This is a genomic window from Polaromonas naphthalenivorans CJ2, assembly GCF_000015505.1.
Classification (GTDB): domain Bacteria; phylum Pseudomonadota; class Gammaproteobacteria; order Burkholderiales; family Burkholderiaceae_C; genus Polaromonas; species Polaromonas naphthalenivorans.
Window position 1 is genome coordinate 3,188,871 of the sequence record NC_008781.1, and the last position, 21,037, is coordinate 3,209,907.

Here is a 21,037-nt window from a genome sequence, read left to right on the forward strand (position 1 = left end):
TTTCAACGAAAGAATTCATGATCGAACTGCTTGTCAACATCGGCATTCCAGCGGGCCTGGTGCTTTTTCCGCTCCTGCTGATTGGAATGGTCTTTGCCCGGCTTTACCACCGTGCAACCAAGGAGACTGCATTTGTGAGAACGGGCCTGGGCGGCCAGAAAGTCATCATGGATGGCGGCGCCATCGTGCTGCCGGTATTTCATGAAACCATTCCCGTCAACATGAACACCCTGAAGCTTGAGGTGTCGCGGCGCGAAGAGCAAAGCCTGATTGCGCTGGACCGCATGCGCGTGGATGTCGCTGCGGCTTTTTTTGTACGCGTCAAGCAAACGGCGGAGTCCGTCAGCACGGCCGCCCAGACACTGGGTCGCAAGACGATGGAGCCGGCAGCGCTCAAGACCCTGGTGGAAGACAAATTCGTGGATGCGCTGCGCGCAACAGCCGCCACCATGACCATGCGGGAACTGCAGGACAAGCGCCGCGAATTCGTGCAGGCCGTGCAAAACGCCGTGGCCGAAGACCTGGAAAAAAACGGGCTTGAACTGGAGTCCGTTTCGCTGACCAGCATGGACCAGACGGCCAAGGAGTTCTTCAACCCGAGCAACGCTTTTGACGCCGAAGGTCTGACCCGGCTGACCGAGGAAACGGAAAGCCGCCGCAAACAGCGCAATGACATCGAGCAAGACACGGAAGTGCAGGTGCGCACCAAAAATCTTGAGGCGGAAAGGGTCAAGCTGAATATTTCCAAGGAACAGGAATTTGCAACCCTGACCCAGCAGCAGGAAATTTCCAACGCCAAAGCGGACCAGACCGCAACCATCGCGAAAATCGAAGCAGAACGCCAGCGTGAAGCCGAGGAAGTCCGGATCAACGCCGACCGCCTCGTCAAGGAGCGGCGCATCGAGGCGGACCGAACCGTCAACAATGCAGAGATCGACAAGAATCTTTCGGTGCAGAAAAAGCAGATCGAGGCGGACCGCGAAACCAGGGTCAAGCAGGCCGAGCAGCGCCAGGCGATTGAACTGGCGAATCAGGTTGCAGCCATCGCCATCGCCCAAAAATCCCAGGAACAGTCGCAAGCCGATGCGGCGGCCAACACGGCCCGCGCCGAGGCGGTCAAGTCAGAGGAACTGGTGAATACCGCCCGGGAAGTGGCCATTGCGGAACGCGCCAAATCCATTCAACTCATTGGCGCAGCCCGGGAAGCGGAACAGCAGGCGATTGCGATCACCGTCGCAGCCGAAGCGGAACGAGCGGCTGCGGAAAACCGCGCTCTGGCGTTAAAGGTTGAAGCTGATGCCAAGAAATCAGCCGCCCTGGCTGAAGCCGAGGGGATTGCCGCCATCAACGAGGCCAAAAACCGCCTTGGTGCAGCGCAAATCGATCTTGCAGTGCGCATGCAGCTGATCCAGTCCTTGCCCTTGATCATTCAGCAGTCCGTCAAGCCTTTGGAGAAAATTGAATCCATTCGCCTGTTTCAGGTGAATGGCATGCCGATGGGCAACGGCTCTGGCGGAACCGGGGCAAACGCTGGCGGCCAAGGCGGATCGCTCTCCGAGCAGGTGGTCAATTCAGCGCTTCAGTACCAGGTTGCCAAACCCATTGTGGATGCCATCATGAAAGATGCCGGTCTGAACAACCCATCCTTGACGGGTATCACGGATTCCGTGGCGTCCATGCTGTCGATGCCGACAGTGCCGGCCAAGTTGCCCATGGATCAAAGAGCGTAATCGACGCCCGGATCTGCAGGCGGTTTGCAGCAGCCATTTTCAAGCAAAAAATGGCTTCTGCGCATGTCCTGTATGCACAAACAGCTACTTATTTGATAGCAAATCACACCACCCGAGGTACCGCGCCGTAGAGCCACGGCATGTCGAGCAGCCTTTCGCCCAGCAGCTTCATCGAGGCATCGCGCGCCCAGCGCAGTGGCCCCTCGGCATGAAATACCCGGCCGTTGCGCATGGCACCAGCCTGAACCCGGGCATTGCGCTGCCAGCGGTTCAGGGCGTAGCGCTGCAGCAGCGTCTGCACGTCAAGGGCCGGGTCCAGCGCCTGGGCCAGCGCCGCGCCCAACTCGGCCGCATCTTCAATCGCCATGCCGGCGCCCTGCGCCAAGTAGGGCCGCATCGGGTGCGCCGCATCGCCGAGCAGGGCGACGCGGCCCTGGGCATGCTGGCGCGCGCTGGTCATGGGGGGCCGGTCGCACAGCGGCCAGAGGCGCCAGCTGGGACCGTCCCTGTGGCCGCCGTCCGTCACCGCCTGGATCAGGTCGCGCAGCAGGGCCGTGGTGGGACGGATGGCCTCCTGCAGGTCGGCCGCATTGGCGTTGTGGTCCCAGCTCTGCAGGTTGTCGGCGACCTTGCCCTGCACGATGGCGACCACGTTCAGCCATTCACCGCCGCGCACCGGGTAATGCACCACATGCAGTTTCGGCCCCAGCCAGACCGTGACCTGCCGGCTGCGCAGCCGCGCGGGCAAACTGGTCTGCGGCAGCATCGCGCGGTAGGCCAGGTGCCCAGTGACACGCGGCGGCGCATCGCCCAGCATCTGCTGGCGAATGCGGCTCCAGAGGCCGTCGGCGCCAATCAGCGCATCGCCCTCGACCTTCAGCAAAGGCGCCAGCAGCGCCGGCTGCGCGCCTGTTGCATCCTCCGGCCTGGCCACCGCCACCGTCTTGACCTGCAGCGTGACTTCGCGCCCGCTGTCGGCATAACCGGCCACGGCGCTGTTCAGGTTGAGCCAGACATTGGCGCGCGCCTGCACGGCTTCAAGCAGCAGCGCATGCAGGTCGGCGCGGTGAATGGTGGCGTAATGCGCGCCGTACTTTTGCAGCGCCCGCTCGCCCAGCGGCAGCACGCCGAGTTCGCGGCCCGACAGGGCATCGCGCACCTGCAGCCGCTCCGGGAAGGCCGCCACGCGCGCCAGGGCATCCTGCAGCCCCCAGCCGCGCAGCAGCCTGACCACATTGGGGCCGAGCTGAACGCCGGCGCCGACTTCGCTGAAAACCGGCGCGCGCTCGTACAGCCGCACATCCCAGCCGGCGCGCGACGCTGACAGCGCAGCAGCCAGCCCGCCGATGCCGCCGCCGGCAATCAAGGCCTGCCGCGTCATGCCCGGCACGCTGCAGGGTTTGCCGATCCAGCGGCCGCCCGGCGATTGAATGAATCCTCAGTTGCGGCCCTCATGCCGCAAGCAGTTGCCGAAGCACATACGGCAGGATGCCGCCGTTGCGGTAGTAGTCCACTTCAATCGGCGTATCGACGCGCAGGATGACCGTGACTTCCTGGCGCGTGCCGTCGGCGCGGGTGATGACCAGCCTGGCCTCGCTCTGCGGCTTGAGTTCGGGATGCGGAATCACATCGACCACCTCCGAGCCGATGAGCTTGAGGGTCTGCCACGACTCGCCCGGCATGAACTGCAGCGGCAGCACGCCCATGCCGACCAGGTTGCTGCGGTGGATGCGCTCGAAACTGCGCGCCACCACGGCCTTGATGCCCAGCAGCTGCGTGCCCTTGGCGGCCCAGTCGCGCGACGAGCCGGTGCCGTATTCCTCGCCGGCAAAAATCACCGTCGGCGTGCCTTCTGCCATGTACTTCATGGCGGCGTCGTAGATCGGCATTTTCTCGATCACGCTCTCTGGCGTGCGGTGGCCCGGGTGGTACAGCGTGACGCCGCCCTCCTCGCGCGAGCCATCCTTGCCCGCCGGGATCATCAGGTTCTTGATGCGCACATTGGCAAAGGTGCCGCGCATCATCACGTCATGGTTGCCACGGCGCGAGCCGTAGCTGTTGAAGTCGGCCTTTTGCACGCCGTGGGCCTGCAGCCACAGGCCGGCGGGAGAGCTCCCCTTGATCGAGCCGGCCGGCGAGATATGGTCGGTGGTGATCGAGTCGCCAAACAGCGCCATGATCCGTGCGCCCTGCACCGAAAACTCATTGTTTTGGCCGTTTTCGCCCGTCCCGCTTGCGGTAGGTGCTTTCATTTCCATAGCAAAGTCATTGAAGAACGGCGGCTCGGCGATGTAGGTGCTGAGCGGCCAGTTGTAGGTGTTTCCGGCCACGCCGTGGATGTTTTCCCAGAGCTGTCCCGGTTCGGTCTTGACCTTGGCGTAATTGGCGCGGAAGGCCTCGGCGTTCATCGCGAACTTCATCAGGGCGTGGATTTCATCGCTGCCCGGCCAGATGTCGCGCAGGAACACATCCTGGCCGTCCTTGCCCTTGCCGAGCGGCTCGGTCGTCAGGTCGCGCATGACCGTTCCGGCCAGCGCATAGGCAACCACCAGCGGCGGGCTGCCCAGGAAGTTGGCCTTGATGTTCGGATGGATGCGCGCCTCGAAGTTGCGGTTGCCCGACAGCACGGCGGCGCAGACCAGGTCGCTCTTGTTGATGGCGTCGTTGAGTTCGGCCGTCAGGTCGCCCGAGTTGCCGATGCAGGTGGTGCAGCCATAGCCGACCAGGTCAAAGCCAAGCTGCTGCAGATACGGCAGGAGCCCGGTTTGCGTCAGGTACTCGGTCACGATGCGCGAACCGGGCGCCAGCGAAGTCTTGATGTGCGGCTGCACGCCGAGGCCGGCCTCGACCGCTTTCTTGGCCAGCAGGCCGGCGGCCAGCAAGACGCTGGGGTTGGATGTGTTGGTGCAACTGGTGATGGCGGCAATCAGCACGTCGCCGTTGCCGACGGTCAGGCCCTGGGCGGCGGCATGCGCGGCGGGGACGCTGGCACTGGCGACTTCGCCGCCCTGCTCATGCGCCATGGCCAGCGTCGGGCGATTGGACTCCATTTCCACCACCGAGCGTTCGGCGCCCATCGGGGTGGGCGGCGCGGCGGGAACGGCATCGGGCCGGCCATCGTCGGTGTGCCGCACCAGATGACGGGTGCCCAGCATGCCGGCCGGCTGGTTGAAGCCGTTTTCCGCGTTCGGCTTGCTGAACAGCGAGCTGAACTGGCGGGCGACATCGCCCAGTTCGATGCGGTCCTGCGGCCGCTTGGGGCCGGCCAGGCTGGGCCGGACATCGTCCAGGTCGAGCTTGACGACATGCGAGTAGTCAATCTCGCCGGCCGCGGCCACGCCGAACAGGCCTTGCGCCCGGAAGTAGGCCTCGAAGGCTTCGATTTCCGCGTCTAGGCGCCCGGTGCCCCGGAAGTAGTCAATGGTTTTTTCATCGACCGGGAAAAAGCCCATGGTGGCGCCGTACTCGGGCGCCATGTTGCCGATGGTGGCGCGGTCGGGCAAGGCCAGCGTGCGCGTGCCTTCGCCGAAAAATTCGACAAACTTGCCGACGACCTTCTCGCGGCGCAGGGTTTCGGTCACCCGCAGCACCAGGTCGGTGGCGGTCACGCCTTCGCGCAGCTTTCCGGTCAGCTCCATGCCAACCACGTCGGGCGTCAAAAAGTACACCGGCTGGCCGAGCATCGCGGCTTCGGCCTCGATGCCGCCCACGCCCCAGCCGACCACGCCAATGCCGTTGATCATGGTGGTGTGGCTGTCGGTGCCGACCAGCGTGTCGGGGTAATACACATCGTCCTGCGTCCTGTGGACGCCGCGCGCCAGGAATTCGAGGTTGACCTGGTGAACGATGCCAAAGCCCGGCGGCACGACGCCGAAGGTGTCAAAGGCCTGCATGCCCCATTTCATGAACTCGTAGCGCTCGCGGTTGCGCTGGAATTCGAGCTTCATGTTCAGGTCCATCGAATCCTTGGTGCCGAAATAATCGACCATGATCGAGTGATCGACCACCAGATCGACCGGCACCAGCGGCTCGATGGCCTTTGGATTCCTGCCCAGGCGGGCGGCCACGCTGCGCATGGCGGCCAGATCGGCCAGCAGCGGCACGCCGGTGAAGTCCTGCAGCACCACGCGCGAGACGACAAACGGGATTTCCGCGCTGCGCTCGGCCTGCGGCACCCAGTTGGCCAGTTGCTCGACATGCTCGGCCGTCACTTTTTTGCCATCGCAGTTGCGCAGCACCGATTCGAGCACGATGCGAATGGACACGGGCAGGCGCTTGACCATCGGAAACTGCTCGGCCAGCGACGGGAGGGAGTAGAGCTTTCCGGTCTTGCCAGAGGCCGTCTGGAAAGACTGGAGGGTGGATGCGAACGCGTGGGAAGCCTTCGAAACAGGACTGGCGTTGAGAGGTGTATCGGCCATGGCAGACTCCTTTTTGATAAATCAGCAACTCGTATTTTGGCAGGCGGCGGGCCAATCAGGAATAGGACCGCACGATGATTGACGGGGCGCAAGTGCTTTTCAGCCCGAGGCCCGGACAATCGCGGCATGACGCTCAAGACCCCTGAACTCCTCCTTCCCGCCGGCTCGCTCGACAAAATGCGCGCCGCCTACGACTTTGGCGCCGATGCAGTCTATGCCGGCCAGCCACGCTACTCCCTGCGCGCGCGCAACAATGAGTTTCGTCTGGAACAGATCCAGACAGGCATTGAGGAAGCCCACGCGCGCGGCAAGAAGTTCTTTGTCACCAGCAACCTGCTGCCGCACAACGACAAGGTGCGCACCTACCTGCGCGACATCGCGCCGGTGATTGCCATGAAACCCGACGCGCTGATCATGGCCGACCCGGGCCTGATCATGATGGTGCGCGAACAATGGCCGGACATGGCGATTCACCTGTCGGTGCAGGCCAACACCATGAACTGGGCGGCCGTGAAGTTCTGGCAAAAGGTGGGCGTGGCGCGCATCATTTTGTCGCGCGAGCTGAGCCTGGACGAGATCGAAAAGATCCGCCAGGAATGCCCGGACATCGAGCTTGAAGTGTTCGTGCATGGCGCGCTGTGCATGGCGTATTCGGGCCGCTGCCTGCTGTCGGGCTACTTCAACCGCCGCGACTCCAACCAGGGCACCTGCACCAACGCCTGCCGCTGGAACTACACGCCCGAGGCCGGCAGCGACCAGACCGATTCGGGCGAGGTCTTGCCGCTCAAGCTCGAAGGCGATTTCGATTTTTCCGCAGAAGCGCAGGAAGCCGAGCAGTCGTTTTCAAGCTGCGGCAGCGGCGCGCGCCACCCGCTGGCCGACGGCGTCTATCTGCTCGAAGAAAAAGAGCGTCCCGGCCAGCTCATGCCCATCATGGAAGACGAGCACGGCACCTACATCATGAACAGCAAGGACTTGCGCGCCGTCGAACATGTCGAACGGCTGGTGAAAATCGGCGTCGATTCGCTGAAGATCGAGGGCCGTACCAAGAGCGGCTATTACGTTTCGCGCACCGCGCAGGTCTATCGCCGCGCCATCGACGACGCCGTGGCCGGCCGGCCGTTCAACCCGGCCTTGATCACCGAACTCGAAGGCTTGGCCAATCGCGGCTACACCAGCGGATTCCTGGAACGGCGCCCGGCGCAGGACTACCAGAATTACGAAACCGGCAGCTCTGAAATGCGCCGCAGCCAGTTTGCCGGCGAAGTCAAGTCCCAGCACGACGGCTGGGCGGAAGTTGAAACCAAGAACCGTTTCCAGGTCGGCGACTGGCTGGAAGTGATTCACCCGGACGGCAATCGCACCGTGCAGGTCACTTCCATGAAAAACCTGGACGGCGAAGAAATCAGCGTAGCCTCGGGCAGCCCGCTGCGCGTGCGGATTCCGCTGGAGGCCCCGGCCGACGGGGCGCTGCTGGCGCGGCTGTTTGCATGAACCCCGGGAACGCCGAGCCCCAGCTCGGCACTGTCCCCAAGGCAGCCGAGCTGGGGCTCGGCGTTCCCGGCCATGCTTTCTGGATGCGGGACTATTGGGACCGCTACATTCGCCATGAACGGCGCCTAGAGTCCGTCATCCACTACATTCACGAAAATCCGGTCAAGGCCGGGCTTTGCCAAACCGCCCAGGACTGGCCCTTCTCCAGCGCCAAACTTCAAGCATAAAAGTGCTTTTGCGCTTTACAGACGGGCGCAAGTAGCTATTAAATAAATAGCAACAAACATAAAAAAAAGCGGCCCGAAAGCCGCTTTTTTATTGAAAGGCGAAGCGCTTATGCAGCCACGCCGTCCTTGACCGTATCGGCCATGTCGGTGTAATCCTTGACCTGGTCAAAGTTCAGGTACTGGTACACCTTGTCGCTGGCGGCCGTCAGCACGGTCATGTCGGCCATGTACTCGGCCTTGGTCGGAATCCGGCCCAGCTTGGAGCAGATGGCGGCCAGTTCGGCGGAACCCAGATAGACAAACGAGTTCTTGCCCAGGCGGTTCGGGAAGTTGCGCGTCGAGGTCGAGAACACCGTTGCGCCCTCTTTCACCTGCGCCTGGTTGCCCATGCACAGGCTGCAGCCCGGCATTTCCATGCGCGCGCCGGCCGAACCCAGCACGCCGTAATGGCCTTCTTCGCTCAACTGCTTGGCATCCATCTTGGTCGGGGGTGCCATCCAAAGCTTGACCGGAATGTCGCGCTTGCCTTCAAGCAGCTTGGAAGCGGCGCGGAAATGGCCGATGTTGGTCATGCAGCTGCCGATGAACACTTCGTCGATGACGGCACCGGCTACGTCGCTCAGGGTTTTCACATCATCCGGATCGTTCGGGCAAGCCACGATGGGCTCGTGGATGTCGGCCAGGTCGATTTCAATGACGGCGGCGTATTCGGCATCGGCATCGCCCTTGAGCAATTGCGGGTCGGCCAGCCACTTTTCCATCGCGGCGATGCGGCGCTTGATGGTGCGCACGTCCGAGTAACCGGTGGCAATCATCCACTTCAGCATCGTGATGTTGCTGGTGATGTACTCGATGATCGGTTCCTTGTTCAGGTGCACCGTGCAGCCGCCTGCGGAACGCTCGGCCGAGGCATCGCTCAGCTCGAACGCCTGCTCGACCTTCAGGTCGGGCAAGCCTTCGATTTCGAGGATGCGGCCCGAGAAAATGTTGACCTTGCCCTGCTTGGCCACGGTCAGCAAGCCGGCCTTGATGGCGTACAGCGGAATCGCGTTGACCAGGTCACGCAGGGTGATGCCGGGTTGCAGTTCGCCCTTGAAGCGCACCAGCACCGACTCAGGCATGTCCAGCGGCATCACGCCGGTGGCGGCGCCAAAGGCCACCAGGCCGGAGCCGGCCGGAAAGCTGATGCCGATGGGGAAGCGCGTGTGGCTGTCGCCGCCGGTGCCGACGGTGTCGGGCAGCAGCATGCGGTTGAGCCAGCTGTGGATGATGCCGTCACCCGGGCGCAGCGGGATGCCGCCGCGGTCGCTCATGAAGTCGGGCAGTTCGTGGTGCATCTTCACATCGACCGGCTTGGGGTAGGCGGCGGTGTGGCAGAACGACTGCATGACCAGGTCGGCGGAAAAGCCCAGGCAGGCCAGGTCTTTCAGCTCGTCGCGGGTCATCGGGCCGGTGGTGTCCTGCGAGCCGACCGAGGTCATCTTGGGTTCGCAATAGGTGCCGGGACGAACGCCCTGGCCTTCAGGCAGGCCGACCGCGCGGCCGACCATTTTTTGCGCCAGCGTGAAGCCGCGGCCGCTGTCTTCGGGATTCTGCGGCAGGCGGAACAGGGTGGACACCGGCAGGCCCAGCGCAAAGCGCGCCTTGGCGGTCAGGCCTCGGCCGACGATCAGCGGAATGCGGCCACCGGCGCGCACTTCGTCGAACAGCACATCGCTTTTGAGCTTGAATTCGGCAATGACCTGGCCGTCTTTCAGCGCCTTGCCGTCGTAGGGGCGCAGTTCGATCACGTCGCCCATGGCCATCTGGCTCACGTCGAGTTCAATCGGCAGCGCGCCCGAGTCTTCCATAGTGTTGTAGAAAATCGGAGCGATCTTTGACCCAAGGCAAACGCCGCCAAAGCGCTTGTTCGGCACGAAGGGAATATCTTCGCCGGTGAACCACAGCACCGAGTTGGTGGCGGACTTGCGCGAGGAGCCGGTTCCGACCACGTCGCCGACATAAGCCACCAGGTTGCCCTTGGCCTTGAGCTCTTCGATGAACCTGACCGGGCCGCGCTTGCCGTCTTCTTCAGGCGTGACGCCGGGACGGGCATTCTTGTGCATGGCCAGCGCATGCAGCGGAATGTCGGGGCGGCTCCAGGCGTCGGGCGCGGGCGACAGGTCGTCGGTGTTGATCTCGCCGGCGACCTTGAACACGGTCAGCTGGATCGACTCCGGCACTTCGGGGCGGCTGGTGAACCATTCGGCATTGGCCCAGCTTTGCAGCACGGCCTTGGCGTATTTGTTGCCTTTTTCGGCCTTTTCCTGCACGTCGTGGAACTGGTCGAACATCAGCAGGGTGTTCTTCAGGCCGCTGGCCGCTTGCGTGGCCACGCTGTCTTCCGCGTCGTCGAGCAACTCGACCATCGGGCTGATGTTGTAGCCGCCCAGCATGGTGCCCAGCAACTGCGTGGCTTTTTCACGCGAAATCAGGGAGCATTTTTCGGTACCGTGGGCCACGGCAGCCAGGTAGCTGGCCTTGACTTTGGCAGCCATGTCAACGCCGGCAGGAACGCGGTGGGTGATCAGGTCCAGCAGGAAGGCTTCTTCGCCCTCGGGCGGATTCTTCAGCAGTTCAATGACCTCGCCGGTTTGCTGAGCTGACAAAGGCAGGGGTGGAATGCCCAGTACGGCACGCTCGGCAACATGGCTGCGGTAGGTTTGCAAAAATCCTGATGACATCGCGATTCCTCTGATTAAAGTTATGGGTAAGGGTGGGGCTGAAGGCGGGGACTGAAAAATCGATACGTCGCTATTTACTTGGCAACGCCTGGCGGCAGCGCTTCGAGGATGCTGACGGGCGGGTTCAACTTGAGGTTTTGGGCCACTTCCAGCTGCGCCGGACTGGTGCACTCATCGGCCAGTCGAATGCCCAGTTTCTGGTTCATCAGCATCGATTTATTGGCCAGTTGCAGCCATACCGCACCGGCCTTCTGGTCTTCCAGACGAATCGCACCGGTCGAGGTCGGAACGGGGAACATGCGGTAATTGAAGTTTTTGCCCTGCATGTTGAAGTAGCCGGGATTTTTTTCGTCAGCGGTGAGCGTGACCGAGGCACCGAGTTCGCACGGCAGCTTGCCGACCTGTACGCGCTCGGCAATTGCCAGCTCGGCAGGCGTCATGGCGGCTTCGGCGGCTTCAATGCCTGCCGCGACGTTTGCCGCGGCGCTCTTGAGGTTGGTACGGCTGGCGGTGGCCACCGGCTTGTCGGACTTCTTTTTGGCGACAGGCTTGTCGGCCTTGGCCAATGCGGTCTTGCCGGCAGCAGATTTGGCAACAGGTTTGTCTGCTTTTTTGGAAGCGGCAGGTTTGGCGACAGTCGTTTTGTCAGCCTTTTTATCGGTTTCAGCCTGCGCCATGGGAGCGGCAGCAAGCAGGACAGCGGCAGCCAGCGCGGCTGCAAGGGTGGCAATGGGTTGGGTTTTCATACGATTCCTCGTCGGTGTTTGGTGGGCGCTCAGTGTGAAGCGTCCTGGAAATAAGCTTGGGCGTCAATCGGAAGCAGGCTGCCCGTCTGGTGCGCTCTTTCAAGCACCTGCCAGAAGTAGCGATAACTCGCGCGGTCATGCAATTTACCGTCAAAACTGATGGGCGCCCAATCAGCACGAGCGCCAGCAGCTATTATTCTTGTAGCATCTTCAATTTCAGACTCGCTCGGGGCAAAAGCCTCCAGGATGCAGCGTATCTGATTCGGGTGAATGCTCCACATGCGGGTGTAACCGAGTTCACGCGACGCACGGCGCGCGGCAAGGATCATGGCAACGCTGTCATTGAATTCCGTCACCACGCAATGCGAAGGCACTTTGCCATAAGCGTGGCAGGCAGAGGCAATTTCAAGCTTGGCGCGCACCACCAGCGGATGGGTGAACTGGCCCTGGCTGCTCATGCCATCGGCGGGAATGGCGCCGCCATGACTTGAGACAAAGTCCATCAGGCCAAAACTGAGCGACTGGACGCGGGGATGCGCGGCGATTTCAAAGGCGTTGCGAACAGCAAGCGGGGATTCGATCAGCACATGCAGGGGCAAATTCCCGGCGGATGCGGCCAGCAGAGCCTGCTCGGCCCGGATCACGTCCTCGATGGAATCGACCTTGGGAATCATGATGTGGGACAGCTGGCGCGCAAGCTTTCCGGCGATGATGGCCATGTCGGACTCGAATGCCGGGTGATCGACCGCATGCACGCGAACGGCGACGCGGGCTTTGTCACTGGCCAATGCGGCTAGTTCGACCACCATGGCGGCATGGTCGGCTTCACCGCCGACCGGCGCGCCGTCTTCGCAGTCCAGCGTCACGTCAAACACGCAGGCGCCGAACTCTTCAATCATTTCAGCCTGCAATTGCAGACTTTTACGCATCCGCGCTTCCACGCCGCTGTAATGGTCGCACACCGGCAAAAAAGCCGTGGCGGCCTGGGCGCCCAAAAGAACTTCGCGCGGATGCTTCATGGAATAAATCCGGTTTTTCGATTTATCACGGGCGGCTCAAGGGCAAGATGCGGGCGGCTTGCCCGACATGCCCACGAGCCGCCTCAAGGCCTGGTTACAGCAGGTGAGCGACGCCGGCTTTTTCGCCTTCCAGCTCAGCCAGGGTGATGTTGATGCGCTCTTGCGAGAAAGCGTCGATTTCCAGGCCTTCGACGATCTTGTATTCGCCGTTTTCGCAGGTCACTGGGAAGCCGAACATCGTTTCAGCAGGAATGCCGTACTCGCCGCCCGATGGGATGCCCATCGTGACCCACTTGCCGTTAGTGCCCAGCGCCCAGTCGCGCATGTGGTCGATGGCGGCGTTGGCTGCCGATGCGGCCGAAGAAGAACCGCGCGCTTCGATGATGGCCGCGCCGCGCTTGCCGACGGTTGGCAGGAACACGTTGGCGTTCCATTCCTGGTCGTTGATCATCTGGGCCACGCTCTCGCCGCCGATGGTGGCGAAACGGTAGTCGGCGTACATCGTGGGCGAGTGGTTGCCCCAGACGGTGAGTTTTTCGATGTCGGCCACGGCCTTGCCGGTCTTGGCAGCGATTTGCGAAGCAGCGCGGTTGTGGTCCAGGCGCAGCATGGCGGTGAAGTTTTTCGCTGGCAGGTCAGGCGCGCTCTTCATGGCGATGTAGGCGTTGGTGTTGGCCGGGTTGCCGACGACCAGAACGCGCACGTCGCGGCTGGCGACGGCGTTCAATGCCTTGCCTTGTGCCGTGAAAATCGCGCCGTTGACGGCCAGCAGTTCGGCACGTTCCATGCCGGGGCCACGTGGACGCGAACCGACCAGCAGCGCGTAGTCGGCGTCCTTGAAAGCCGTCATCGGGTCGCTGTGCGCGGTCATTTCCACCAGCAGCGGGAAAGCGCAGTCGTCGAGTTCCATCATCACGCCCTTGAGCGCTTTTTGCGGGCCTTCGACCGGAACTTCAAGCAATTGCAAAATGACAGGCTGGTCTTTGCCGAGCATTTCGCCCGAGGCAATGCGAAACAGCAATGCATAACCAATTTGACCGGCGGCACCAGTAACTGCAACACGGACGGGTTTTTTGCTCATGATTGAAACTCCAGGAAGGTTAATGAATTATTAAAACAGAATGTGAGGCGAGATTTTCGGCGTCAATCCAGGCGCTGCCAGGGCATCAAGACATCATCTTCAGCCGCAGGACATGCAGACCGCGCGTTGTGCTCAACCCAGGATTTTACGCTTGAAAAATGCGTCAAGTCAATTTGTCTTATGTCTTATATAAGATATGATTCGGGTTGAATTTATGTCCGAGTCAAGCACTGCGCTACATCACCACCAGGCCGCCGCGCAAATTTGCTGTATGGCAACTACTATCTCTTTATCACCCGAAACCCCCTCGACTCCCGGCGAGCCGGAGACGGGCGCGCCTGTGGTCCTGACCCCGGCCTTCAGCCCGCTGTACCAGCAAATCAAGGTGTTGATCCTGAAAAGCCTTCAGGCCGGCGAATGGAAACCGGGCGAGTTGATTCCCAGCGAAATGGATCTCGCTGCGCGCTTTCGCGTCAGCCAGGGGACGGTGCGCAAGGCCATCGACGAGCTGGCGGCCGAAAACCTGGTAAGCCGTCGCCAGGGCAAGGGAACATTTGTCTCCACGCATGCCGAGCAGCAGGTTCAATATCGGTTTTTGCGGCTTATGCCCGACAGCGGCGACCTCAGCAGCGAAGGTCCTGCCGAGCGCCAGATTGTTGACTGCAAACGACTTCGGGCTCCCGCCGACATCGCCCATCCACTGGCTTTGCGCACTGGCGATGCCGTGCTGCAGTTGCGCCGCGTACTGGCTTTCCAGGGAACGCCGACGATCATCGAAGACGTCTGGCTGCCCGGCGGCCCTTTCAAGGGCTTGACCGCCGACCGGCTGGCGGCCTACCGGGGTCCGATGTACGCGCTGTTCGAAACCGAATTCGGCGTTCACATGGTGCGTGCCGAAGAAAAAATACGCGCCATTGCGGCCGATGCGGCTTCGGCCAGACTGCTGGGTGTACCGCAAGGCGAGCCGCTTTTGAGTGTCGAGCGCATTGCCTACACCTACAACGACGTCCCGATGGAACTGCGCCGGGGTTTGTACCGCACCGATACGCACCACTACAAAAATGCCCTCAGTTAACAGCATGCGCCAAAACGTCAAAGCTTTGTAAGCAAACGAATTGCTGCATTGCAATAGAATTAAAATGTTTGTTTGGCAATCAAGCCCCGCTTGGTTACCAATCGGTTACCACCATGAAAGCCCAAAAAAATGACAGAGCTGGCCTCCACTCAGCGCGCCAAGCGGCCTGAGTTCCGCAACATCAACGCCTTCACCGACCTGCCCGGCTACCGATTACCCCTGGCGGGCCTGGTGTCCATCCTTCACCGCATCAGCGGGTTCATCATGTTCCTCCTGATGCCGTTCATCATCTGGATGTTCGACACCTCGATTTCCTCCGAAATTTCCTTTGACCGATTCAAGGCTGCCTTCAACGTGGGCATGCTGGGTGTGCCAGGCATCCTCTGGAAACTGGTCGCGCTGGCCCTGATCTGGGCTTACCTGCACCATTTCCTGGCAGGCCTTCGCCACCTGTGGATGGATGCCAGCCATGAAGCCGTCAGCAAGGATTTCGGCCGGCAGTCAGCCGCCTTCACGCTGGCCGTGAGCATTGGCCTCACGATTGCGCTGGGTGCCAAGCTGTTTGGCCTTTATTAAACATTGAAAGCTTGCGGGACAGCCTTCGGCCTCAAGGCGGCGAGCGTTGCCCTCAACTGATTAAAGAAAGAAAACCATGTCTGTCAATTACGGCTCAAAGCGCATCGTTGTCGGCGCTCACTATGGCACTCGTGACTGGCTGAGCCAGCGCATTACTGCGGCCCTGATGGCCATTTTCACCCTGCTGCTTCTCGGCCAGGTGCTCCTCAGCAAAGGCCCCATCGGCTATGACCAGTGGGCCGGCATTTTCTCTGCCCAATGGATGAAGATACTGACCTTTGCAGTGATTGTTGCCCTGCTGTGGCATGTATGGGTCGGCATGCGCGACATCTGGATGGACTACATCAAACCTGTCGGCCTGCGTCTGTTGCTGCAGGTATTCACCATTGTCTGGCTGGTGGCTTGTGCAGGCTGGGGCATTCAGGTGCTGTGGCGCCTGTAACCATTCAAGTCTCCTTTCAAGTCAAACCTGGTTCCCTTCCAGCTTCCACGATTAAAAAAACATGACCGCTACCTCCAAACTTCCCAAGCGCAAATTTGATGTCGTCATCGTCGGTGCAGGCGGCTCCGGCATGCGCGCCTCGCTGCAGCTGGCCCGTGCCGGCCTGAACGTCGCAGTCCTCTCCAAGGTGTTCCCGACCCGCTCCCACACCGTGGCAGCGCAAGGCGGCATTGGCGCTTCGCTGGGCAACATGTCCGAAGACAACTGGCACTACCACTTCTATGACACCGTCAAGGGTTCCGACTGGCTCGGCGACCAGGACGCAATCGAATACATGTGCCGCGAAGCGCCCAAGGTCGTGTATGACCTGGAACACATGGGCATGCCGTTTGACCGCAATCCCGACGGCACGATTTACCAGCGCCCCTTCGGTGGCCACACCGCCAACTACGGCGAAAAACCGGTCCAGCGCGCCTGCGCCGCAGCCGACCGCACCGGCCACGCCATGCTGCACACGCTGTACCAGCAAAACGTCAAGGAAAAAACCAGCTTCTTCGTGGAATGGATGGCGCTTGACCTGATTCGCGATGCCGCTGGCGACGTGGTCGGCGTGACCGCCTTGGAAATGGAAACCGGCGACGTTCACATCTTCGAAGCCAAGACCACCTTGCTGGCCACTGGCGGCGCAGGCCGCATCTTTGCAGCCTCGACCAATGCCTTCATCAACACCGGCGACGGTCTGGGCATGGCGGCGCGCGCCGGCATTCCGCTGGAAGACATGGAATTCTGGCAATTCCACCCTACCGGCGTGGCCGGCGCAGGCGTGCTGCTGACCGAAGGCTGCCGTGGCGAAGGCGCGATTTTGCGCAACTGCAACGGCGAGCGTTTCATGGAACGCTATGCCCCGACGCTCAAGGATCTGGCGCCGCGTGACTTTGTCTCCCGCTCGATGGACCAGGAAATCAAGGAAGGTCGCGGCTGCGGCCCCAACAAGGACTACATCCTGCTGGACATGACCCACCTGGGCGTGGACGCCATCATGAAGCGCCTGCCTTCGGTGTTTGAAATTGGCCACAACTTTGCCAACGTCGATATCACCAAGGAAGCGATTCCCGTGGTGCCGACCATTCACTACCAGATGGGCGGCATCCCGACCAACATCCATGGCCAGGTGGTCACCCAGGACGCCGAAAACAAGAGCGTCGTCGTCAATGGCCTCTACGCCGTGGGCGAATGCTCCTGCGTGAGCGTGCACGGCGCCAACCGCCTGGGCACCAACTCGCTGCTTGACCTGCTGGTGTTCGGCCGCGCCGCCGGCAACCACATTGTTGAGTTCAACAACTCCACGACGCACAAAGAGTTGCCGCTTGATGCCGCCGACAAAACCCTGGCCCGCATTGCGCGCCTGGACAATGCGACCGATGGCGAGTATGCCCAGGACGTGGCCAATGACCTGCGCGCCGCCATGCAGCAGCATGCCGGCGTGTTCCGCACCCAGGCCATCATGAACGAAGGCGTGACCAAGATCGCCGCCCTGCGTGAGCGTGTCAACAAGATTGGCCTGAAAGACAAGTCGAAGATTTTCAATACCGCGCGCATTGAAGCCCTGGAAGTGGAAAACCTGATGGAAGCCGCCCAGGCAACCATCGTGTCTGCCGCTGCCCGCAAGGAAAGCCGCGGCGCGCACTCGGTCGATGATTTCGGCGACACGCCCGAACACCCGAACGGCCGCAACGACACCGACTGGCACAAGCACACGCTCTGGTACAGCGCAACCAACAGCCTGGCCTACAAGCCCGTGCAGATGAAACCCCTGACGGTGGCGTCTGTGGAACTCAAAACGCGTACTTTCTAAGCGACAGCCTGCGACCCCAAAATCGAAAGAAGCGAGAACCCACATGACCAAACGTACTTTCCAGATTTACCGTTACGACCCAGATACCGATGCCAAGCCCTACATGCAGACCATCGAGGTGGAACTCGACGGCCATGAGCGCATGCTGCTCGACGCGCTGATGAAACTCAAGGCGCAAGACCCCACCATCAGTTTTCGCCGCTCATGCCGCGAAGGCGTGTGCGGATCGGACGCCATGAACATCAATGGCAAGAATGGCCTGGCCTGCCTGACCAACATGAACACGCTCAAGGGCACCATCGTGCTGAAGCCGCTGCCCGGCCTTCCAGTGGTGCGCGACCTGTTTGTTGACATGACGCAGTTCTTCAAGCAGTACAACTCGATCAAGCCCTACCTGATCAACAACAACGTGCCGCCCCAGACGGAGCGTCTGCAAAGCCCGGAAGAGCGCGATGAACTCAACGGCCTGTACGAGTGCATCCTGTGCGCGAGCTGCTCCACGTCCTGCCCCAGCTTCTGGTGGAATCCCGACAAGTTCGTGGGCCCGGCCGGTTTGCTGCAGGCCTACCGCTTCCTGGCAGACAGCCGCGACGAAGCGACCGCAGAGCGGCTGGACAATCTGGAAGACCCGTACCGCCTGTTCCGTTGCCACACCATCATGAACTGCGTCGATGTCTGCCCCAAAGGACTGAACCCGGCCAAGGCCATCGGCAAGATCAAGGAAATGATGGTTTTGCGCACCGTCTGAAGACGCTGTGACCCAGACACCCATGGAAACCACAGACGATTTGCTGGATGAACGCAGCTTGAGCAAGCTGCGGTGGCGCTGCCGCCGTGGCCTGCTTGAGAACGACCTGCTGATCGAAAAATTCTTTCTTCGCTACGAAGCCACACTGAGCGTCAGGCAGGCTAAAGGCTTGAATGATTTAATGGATTTGTCTGACAATGATCTGCTCGATCTCCTGCTCAGACGCAAGGAACCCGACCAACTTTCCGATGTGCTTGCCCTCGAAAGCGCCTCGACTTCCGAAGCACTTGAAGTTTTAAGCATGCTGCGCCCTGGGGCTCCGGCTCCCTAACTCAACCCCCTCTGACAAGAGAGAAAGAACACTCATGAAGTTAGCTGACAACAAAGCCACCCTGTCCTTCAGCAATGGCAGCCCCAATGTCGAATTGCCTGTTTATCAGGGCAGCGTAGGGCCTGATGTTGTGGACATTCGCAAGCTCTATGCCCAGACCGGCATGTTCACCTATGACCCGGGGTTTCTCTCAACCGCTGCCTGCCAGTCGGCCATCACCTATATCGACGGCGACAAGGGTGAACTGCTGTACCGTGGCTACCCCATCGAGCAGCTTGCCACCAACTGCGACTACCTGGAAACCTGCCACCTGCTGCTCTACGGAGAACTGCCTGACGCCGCCCAGAAAAAAGATTTCGTCAGCCGCGTGACCAACCACACCATGGTCAACGAGCAGATGCAGTTCTTCCTGCGCGGTTTCCGCCGCGATGCGCATCCGATGGCCATCATGACCGGTCTGGTCGGCGCCCTGTCGGCCTTCTACCATGACAGCACCGACATCAACAATCCGGCCCACCGCGACATCGCCGCGATTCGCCTGATTGCCAAAATGCCAACGCTGGTGGCCATGGCCTACAAGTACACCATCGGCCAGCCTTACATGTACCCGCGCAACGACCTGAGCTACTCAGGCAACTTCCTGCACATGATGTTTGCCACGCCGTGCGAAGAGTACAAGGTGAACCCGGTGCTCGAACGCGCACTGGACCGCATCTTCATCCTGCATGCAGACCACGAGCAGAATGCCTCGACCTCCACGGTTCGCCTGTGCGGTTCGTCGGGCACCAACCCGTTCGCCGCCATCGCAGCCGGCGTGGCCTGCCTCTGGGGTCCGGCCCACGGCGGCGCCAACGAAGCCGCGCTGAACATGCTGGGTGACATCCAGAAAAACGGCGGCATCGAGAACATCGGCGAATTCATCAAGCAGGTCAAGGACAAGAACTCCACCGTCAAGCTGATGGGTTTTGGCCACCGCGTGTACAAGAACTACGACCCGCGCGCCAAGCTGATGCAGGAAACCTGCAAGGAAGTCCTGCACGAAATGGGCCTGGAAAACGACCCGCTGTTCAAGCTGGCCATGGCACTCGAAAAGATTGCCCTGGAAGACGACTACTTTGTCTCCCGCAAGCTCTACCCCAACGTCGATTTCTACTCCGGCATCGTGCAGCGCGCCATCGGCATTCCCGTGCCGCTGTTCACGGCTGTCTTCGCGCTGGCCCGCAATGTCGGCTGGATGGCCCAGTTGAACGAAATGATCGGCGACCCCGAGTACAAAATTGGCCGTCCGCGCCAGCTGTTCGTCGGCTCAGTGCCACGTGAAGTAAAGCCGATGGCAGAGCGCTAAACCGCTGGTCTTTTTCAGGCTTTAGCCAAAAGCCCGCCGAATGGGAACATCGGCGGGCTTTTTCAATGCAATTTGCTACATTTTTTACAGCACTCTATGCATATAGAGCATGCGCAAAAGGCTTAAAACATTGATTTTTTAATCAGCCACATCGATTCATCAAAGCCGGCGACTCCGTTAAGCCAGACATCGTGAAATGCGATGACAAGAATTTCAATATAGCTGCAAAATGGTTATCCATCGTAAAACGCGATGTCACCATTTCATGTCCATCAAAAGCTCCGAACGCAATTTCGCCCGCCGCATTGACCTGACCTCGCTTCAGCTGTTCGTGGCCGTGTGCGAGCTGGGCAGCATCGGCAAGGCGGCCGAGCGCGAATTCATTGCCGCCTCTGCCGTGAGCAAGCGCCTGAGCGACCTCGAAGCCACGCTGGACACGCCGCTGCTCTACCGCCACACCCGGGGCGTTGACCTGACGCCGGCCGGCGAAAGCCTGCTGCACCATGCGCGCTCGGTGCTGTTCAGCCTGGAGAAAATGCAGGGCGAGTTGAGCGAATATGCCGACGGCGTGCGCGGTCATGTGCGGGTGCATGCCAGCATTTCGGCCATCATTCAGTTCTTGCCTGAGGACTTGGGTGATTTCATACGCCAGCACGAAGAGATCAAGATTGACCTGGAAGAACACCTGAGCACGGAAGTCGTTCGCGCGGTGCAGGAAGGCACGGCGGATCTGGGGGTATGCAATATCGCCAACGGCACAGGTGAGCTGCAAACGCTGCCCTACCGCCATGACAAACTGGTATTGATTGTTCCCAAAGGACACGCACTGCTTTCGCGAGACGCTATTCATTTTGAAGCCGCGCTGGACTATGACCACGTCGGCCTGCACTCCAACAGCTCGATTTACCTGGCCATGCGCCAGGCCGCCGCCGCCATGGGGCGTACCATCAAGCTGCGCATCCATGTCACGGGACTGGATGCCATGTGCCGCATGATTCACAACGGCCTGGGTGTCGGCGTGATGCCGCAGCGCGCTTTTGACCTCATGCATGGCGTCGGCGAACTGGAATCCATCCTGCTGCTCGACAGCTGGGCAGAACGCCAGATTCAACTTGTGGCGCGTGATTTCTCCACCCTTCCCCTGACCGCGCGACTGCTGGTTGACCACCTGTCACGGCAGCCGCCCGCCCCCTAAAATCACCTCAAAACCACGAAGGAAACCTC

Annotated in this window: 17 protein-coding genes; 11 read left to right on the forward strand and 6 right to left on the reverse strand. The window is 61.0% G+C overall.

Features of this window, described 5'->3' with window-relative positions; genetic code table 11:
• The first annotated feature begins 17 nt into the window (after nt 1-17).
• Nucleotides 18-1,730, forward strand: a complete 1,713-nt coding sequence (locus PNAP_RS15115; RefSeq protein ID WP_011802393.1) for a flotillin family protein — start codon at nt 18-20, stop codon at nt 1,728-1,730.
• Between the two features lie 103 nt (nt 1,731-1,833).
• Here PNAP_RS15115 and PNAP_RS15120 read toward each other — a convergent pair whose 3' ends face one another.
• Together PNAP_RS15120 and PNAP_RS15125 are read right to left on the reverse strand one after the other, a co-directional pair.
• Entirely contained in the window at nt 1,834-3,111 is a 1,278-nt protein-coding gene (locus PNAP_RS15120; RefSeq protein WP_011802394.1) for an FAD-dependent monooxygenase, read from the reverse strand.
• A 70-nt stretch (nt 3,112-3,181) separates the two neighbouring features.
• Nucleotides 3,182-6,151 carry an aconitate hydratase gene (locus tag PNAP_RS15125; protein WP_011802395.1) on the reverse strand — a complete coding sequence of 990 codons (2,970 nt, stop codon included), beginning with the start codon at nt 6,149-6,151 and terminating at the stop codon, nt 3,182-3,184.
• 126 nt (nt 6,152-6,277) lie between these two features.
• On the opposite strand from PNAP_RS15125, the gene trhP reads away from it, so the two are divergent.
• Entirely contained in the window at nt 6,278-7,645 is a 1,368-nt protein-coding gene (trhP, locus tag PNAP_RS15130) for a prephenate-dependent tRNA uridine(34) hydroxylase TrhP (RefSeq protein ID WP_041376741.1), read from the forward strand.
• Nucleotides 7,642-7,872, forward strand: coding sequence for a hypothetical protein (locus PNAP_RS15135; RefSeq protein WP_011802397.1), 231 nt, complete (start codon nt 7,642-7,644; stop codon nt 7,870-7,872). Before trhP ends, PNAP_RS15135 begins: the two co-directional genes overlap by 4 nt.
• Nucleotides 7,873-7,979: 107 nt before the next feature.
• Here the strand turns inward: PNAP_RS15135 and acnB are convergent, their stop codons facing one another.
• From acnB to PNAP_RS15155, 4 genes are all read right to left on the reverse strand, one after another.
• Nucleotides 7,980-10,595: a bifunctional aconitate hydratase 2/2-methylisocitrate dehydratase gene (gene acnB, locus PNAP_RS15140; protein ID WP_011802398.1), complete on the reverse strand. Its 2,616-nt coding sequence runs from the start codon at nt 10,593-10,595 to the stop codon at nt 7,980-7,982.
• 74 nt (nt 10,596-10,669) lie between these two features.
• Complete coding sequence (locus PNAP_RS15145) at nt 10,670-11,341, reverse strand: hypothetical protein (protein WP_011802399.1); 672 nt, start codon at nt 11,339-11,341, stop codon at nt 10,670-10,672.
• 29 nt (nt 11,342-11,370) lie between these two features.
• On the reverse strand, nt 11,371-12,360 hold the full coding sequence (locus tag PNAP_RS15150) for an HpcH/HpaI aldolase/citrate lyase family protein (protein WP_011802400.1): 990 nt from the start codon (nt 12,358-12,360) through the stop codon (nt 11,371-11,373).
• A 94-nt stretch (nt 12,361-12,454) separates the two neighbouring features.
• Complete coding sequence (locus tag PNAP_RS15155) at nt 12,455-13,441, reverse strand: malate dehydrogenase (RefSeq protein ID WP_011802401.1); 987 nt, start codon at nt 13,439-13,441, stop codon at nt 12,455-12,457.
• Between the two features lie 271 nt (nt 13,442-13,712).
• Here PNAP_RS15155 and PNAP_RS15160 point away from each other — a divergent pair, with 271 nt between their 5' ends.
• The 8 genes from PNAP_RS15160 (at nt 13,713) to PNAP_RS15195 (ending at nt 21,008) form a co-directional block, all read left to right on the forward strand.
• The gene (locus tag PNAP_RS15160) at nt 13,713-14,516 is read left to right on the forward strand and encodes a GntR family transcriptional regulator (protein WP_083758052.1); all 804 of its coding nucleotides are present in this window, start codon (nt 13,713-13,715) and stop codon (nt 14,514-14,516) included.
• 129 nt (nt 14,517-14,645) lie between these two features.
• Nucleotides 14,646-15,092, forward strand: coding sequence for a succinate dehydrogenase, cytochrome b556 subunit (gene sdhC, locus PNAP_RS15165; protein ID WP_011802403.1), 447 nt, complete (start codon nt 14,646-14,648; stop codon nt 15,090-15,092).
• A gap of 76 nt (nt 15,093-15,168) precedes the next feature.
• Nucleotides 15,169-15,534, forward strand: coding sequence for a succinate dehydrogenase, hydrophobic membrane anchor protein (gene sdhD / locus PNAP_RS15170; protein WP_011802404.1), 366 nt, complete (start codon nt 15,169-15,171; stop codon nt 15,532-15,534).
• A gap of 61 nt (nt 15,535-15,595) precedes the next feature.
• Complete coding sequence (sdhA, locus tag PNAP_RS15175) at nt 15,596-17,389, forward strand: succinate dehydrogenase flavoprotein subunit (protein ID WP_011802405.1); 1,794 nt, start codon at nt 15,596-15,598, stop codon at nt 17,387-17,389.
• A gap of 43 nt (nt 17,390-17,432) precedes the next feature.
• Complete coding sequence (locus tag PNAP_RS15180; RefSeq protein WP_011802406.1) at nt 17,433-18,137, forward strand: succinate dehydrogenase iron-sulfur subunit; 705 nt, start codon at nt 17,433-17,435, stop codon at nt 18,135-18,137.
• A gap of 22 nt (nt 18,138-18,159) precedes the next feature.
• Entirely contained in the window at nt 18,160-18,468 is a 309-nt protein-coding gene (locus PNAP_RS15185; protein WP_011802407.1) for an FAD assembly factor SdhE, read from the forward strand.
• Between the two features lie 34 nt (nt 18,469-18,502).
• Entirely contained in the window at nt 18,503-19,813 is a 1,311-nt protein-coding gene (gene gltA / locus PNAP_RS15190) for a citrate synthase (protein ID WP_011802408.1), read from the forward strand.
• Nucleotides 19,814-20,084: 271 nt separating this feature from the next.
• A complete protein-coding gene (locus PNAP_RS15195) occupies nt 20,085-21,008 on the forward strand; it encodes a LysR family transcriptional regulator (RefSeq protein WP_041377327.1) in 924 nt (307 codons plus the stop codon).
• The last annotated feature ends 29 nt before the right edge of the window (nt 21,009-21,037 follow it).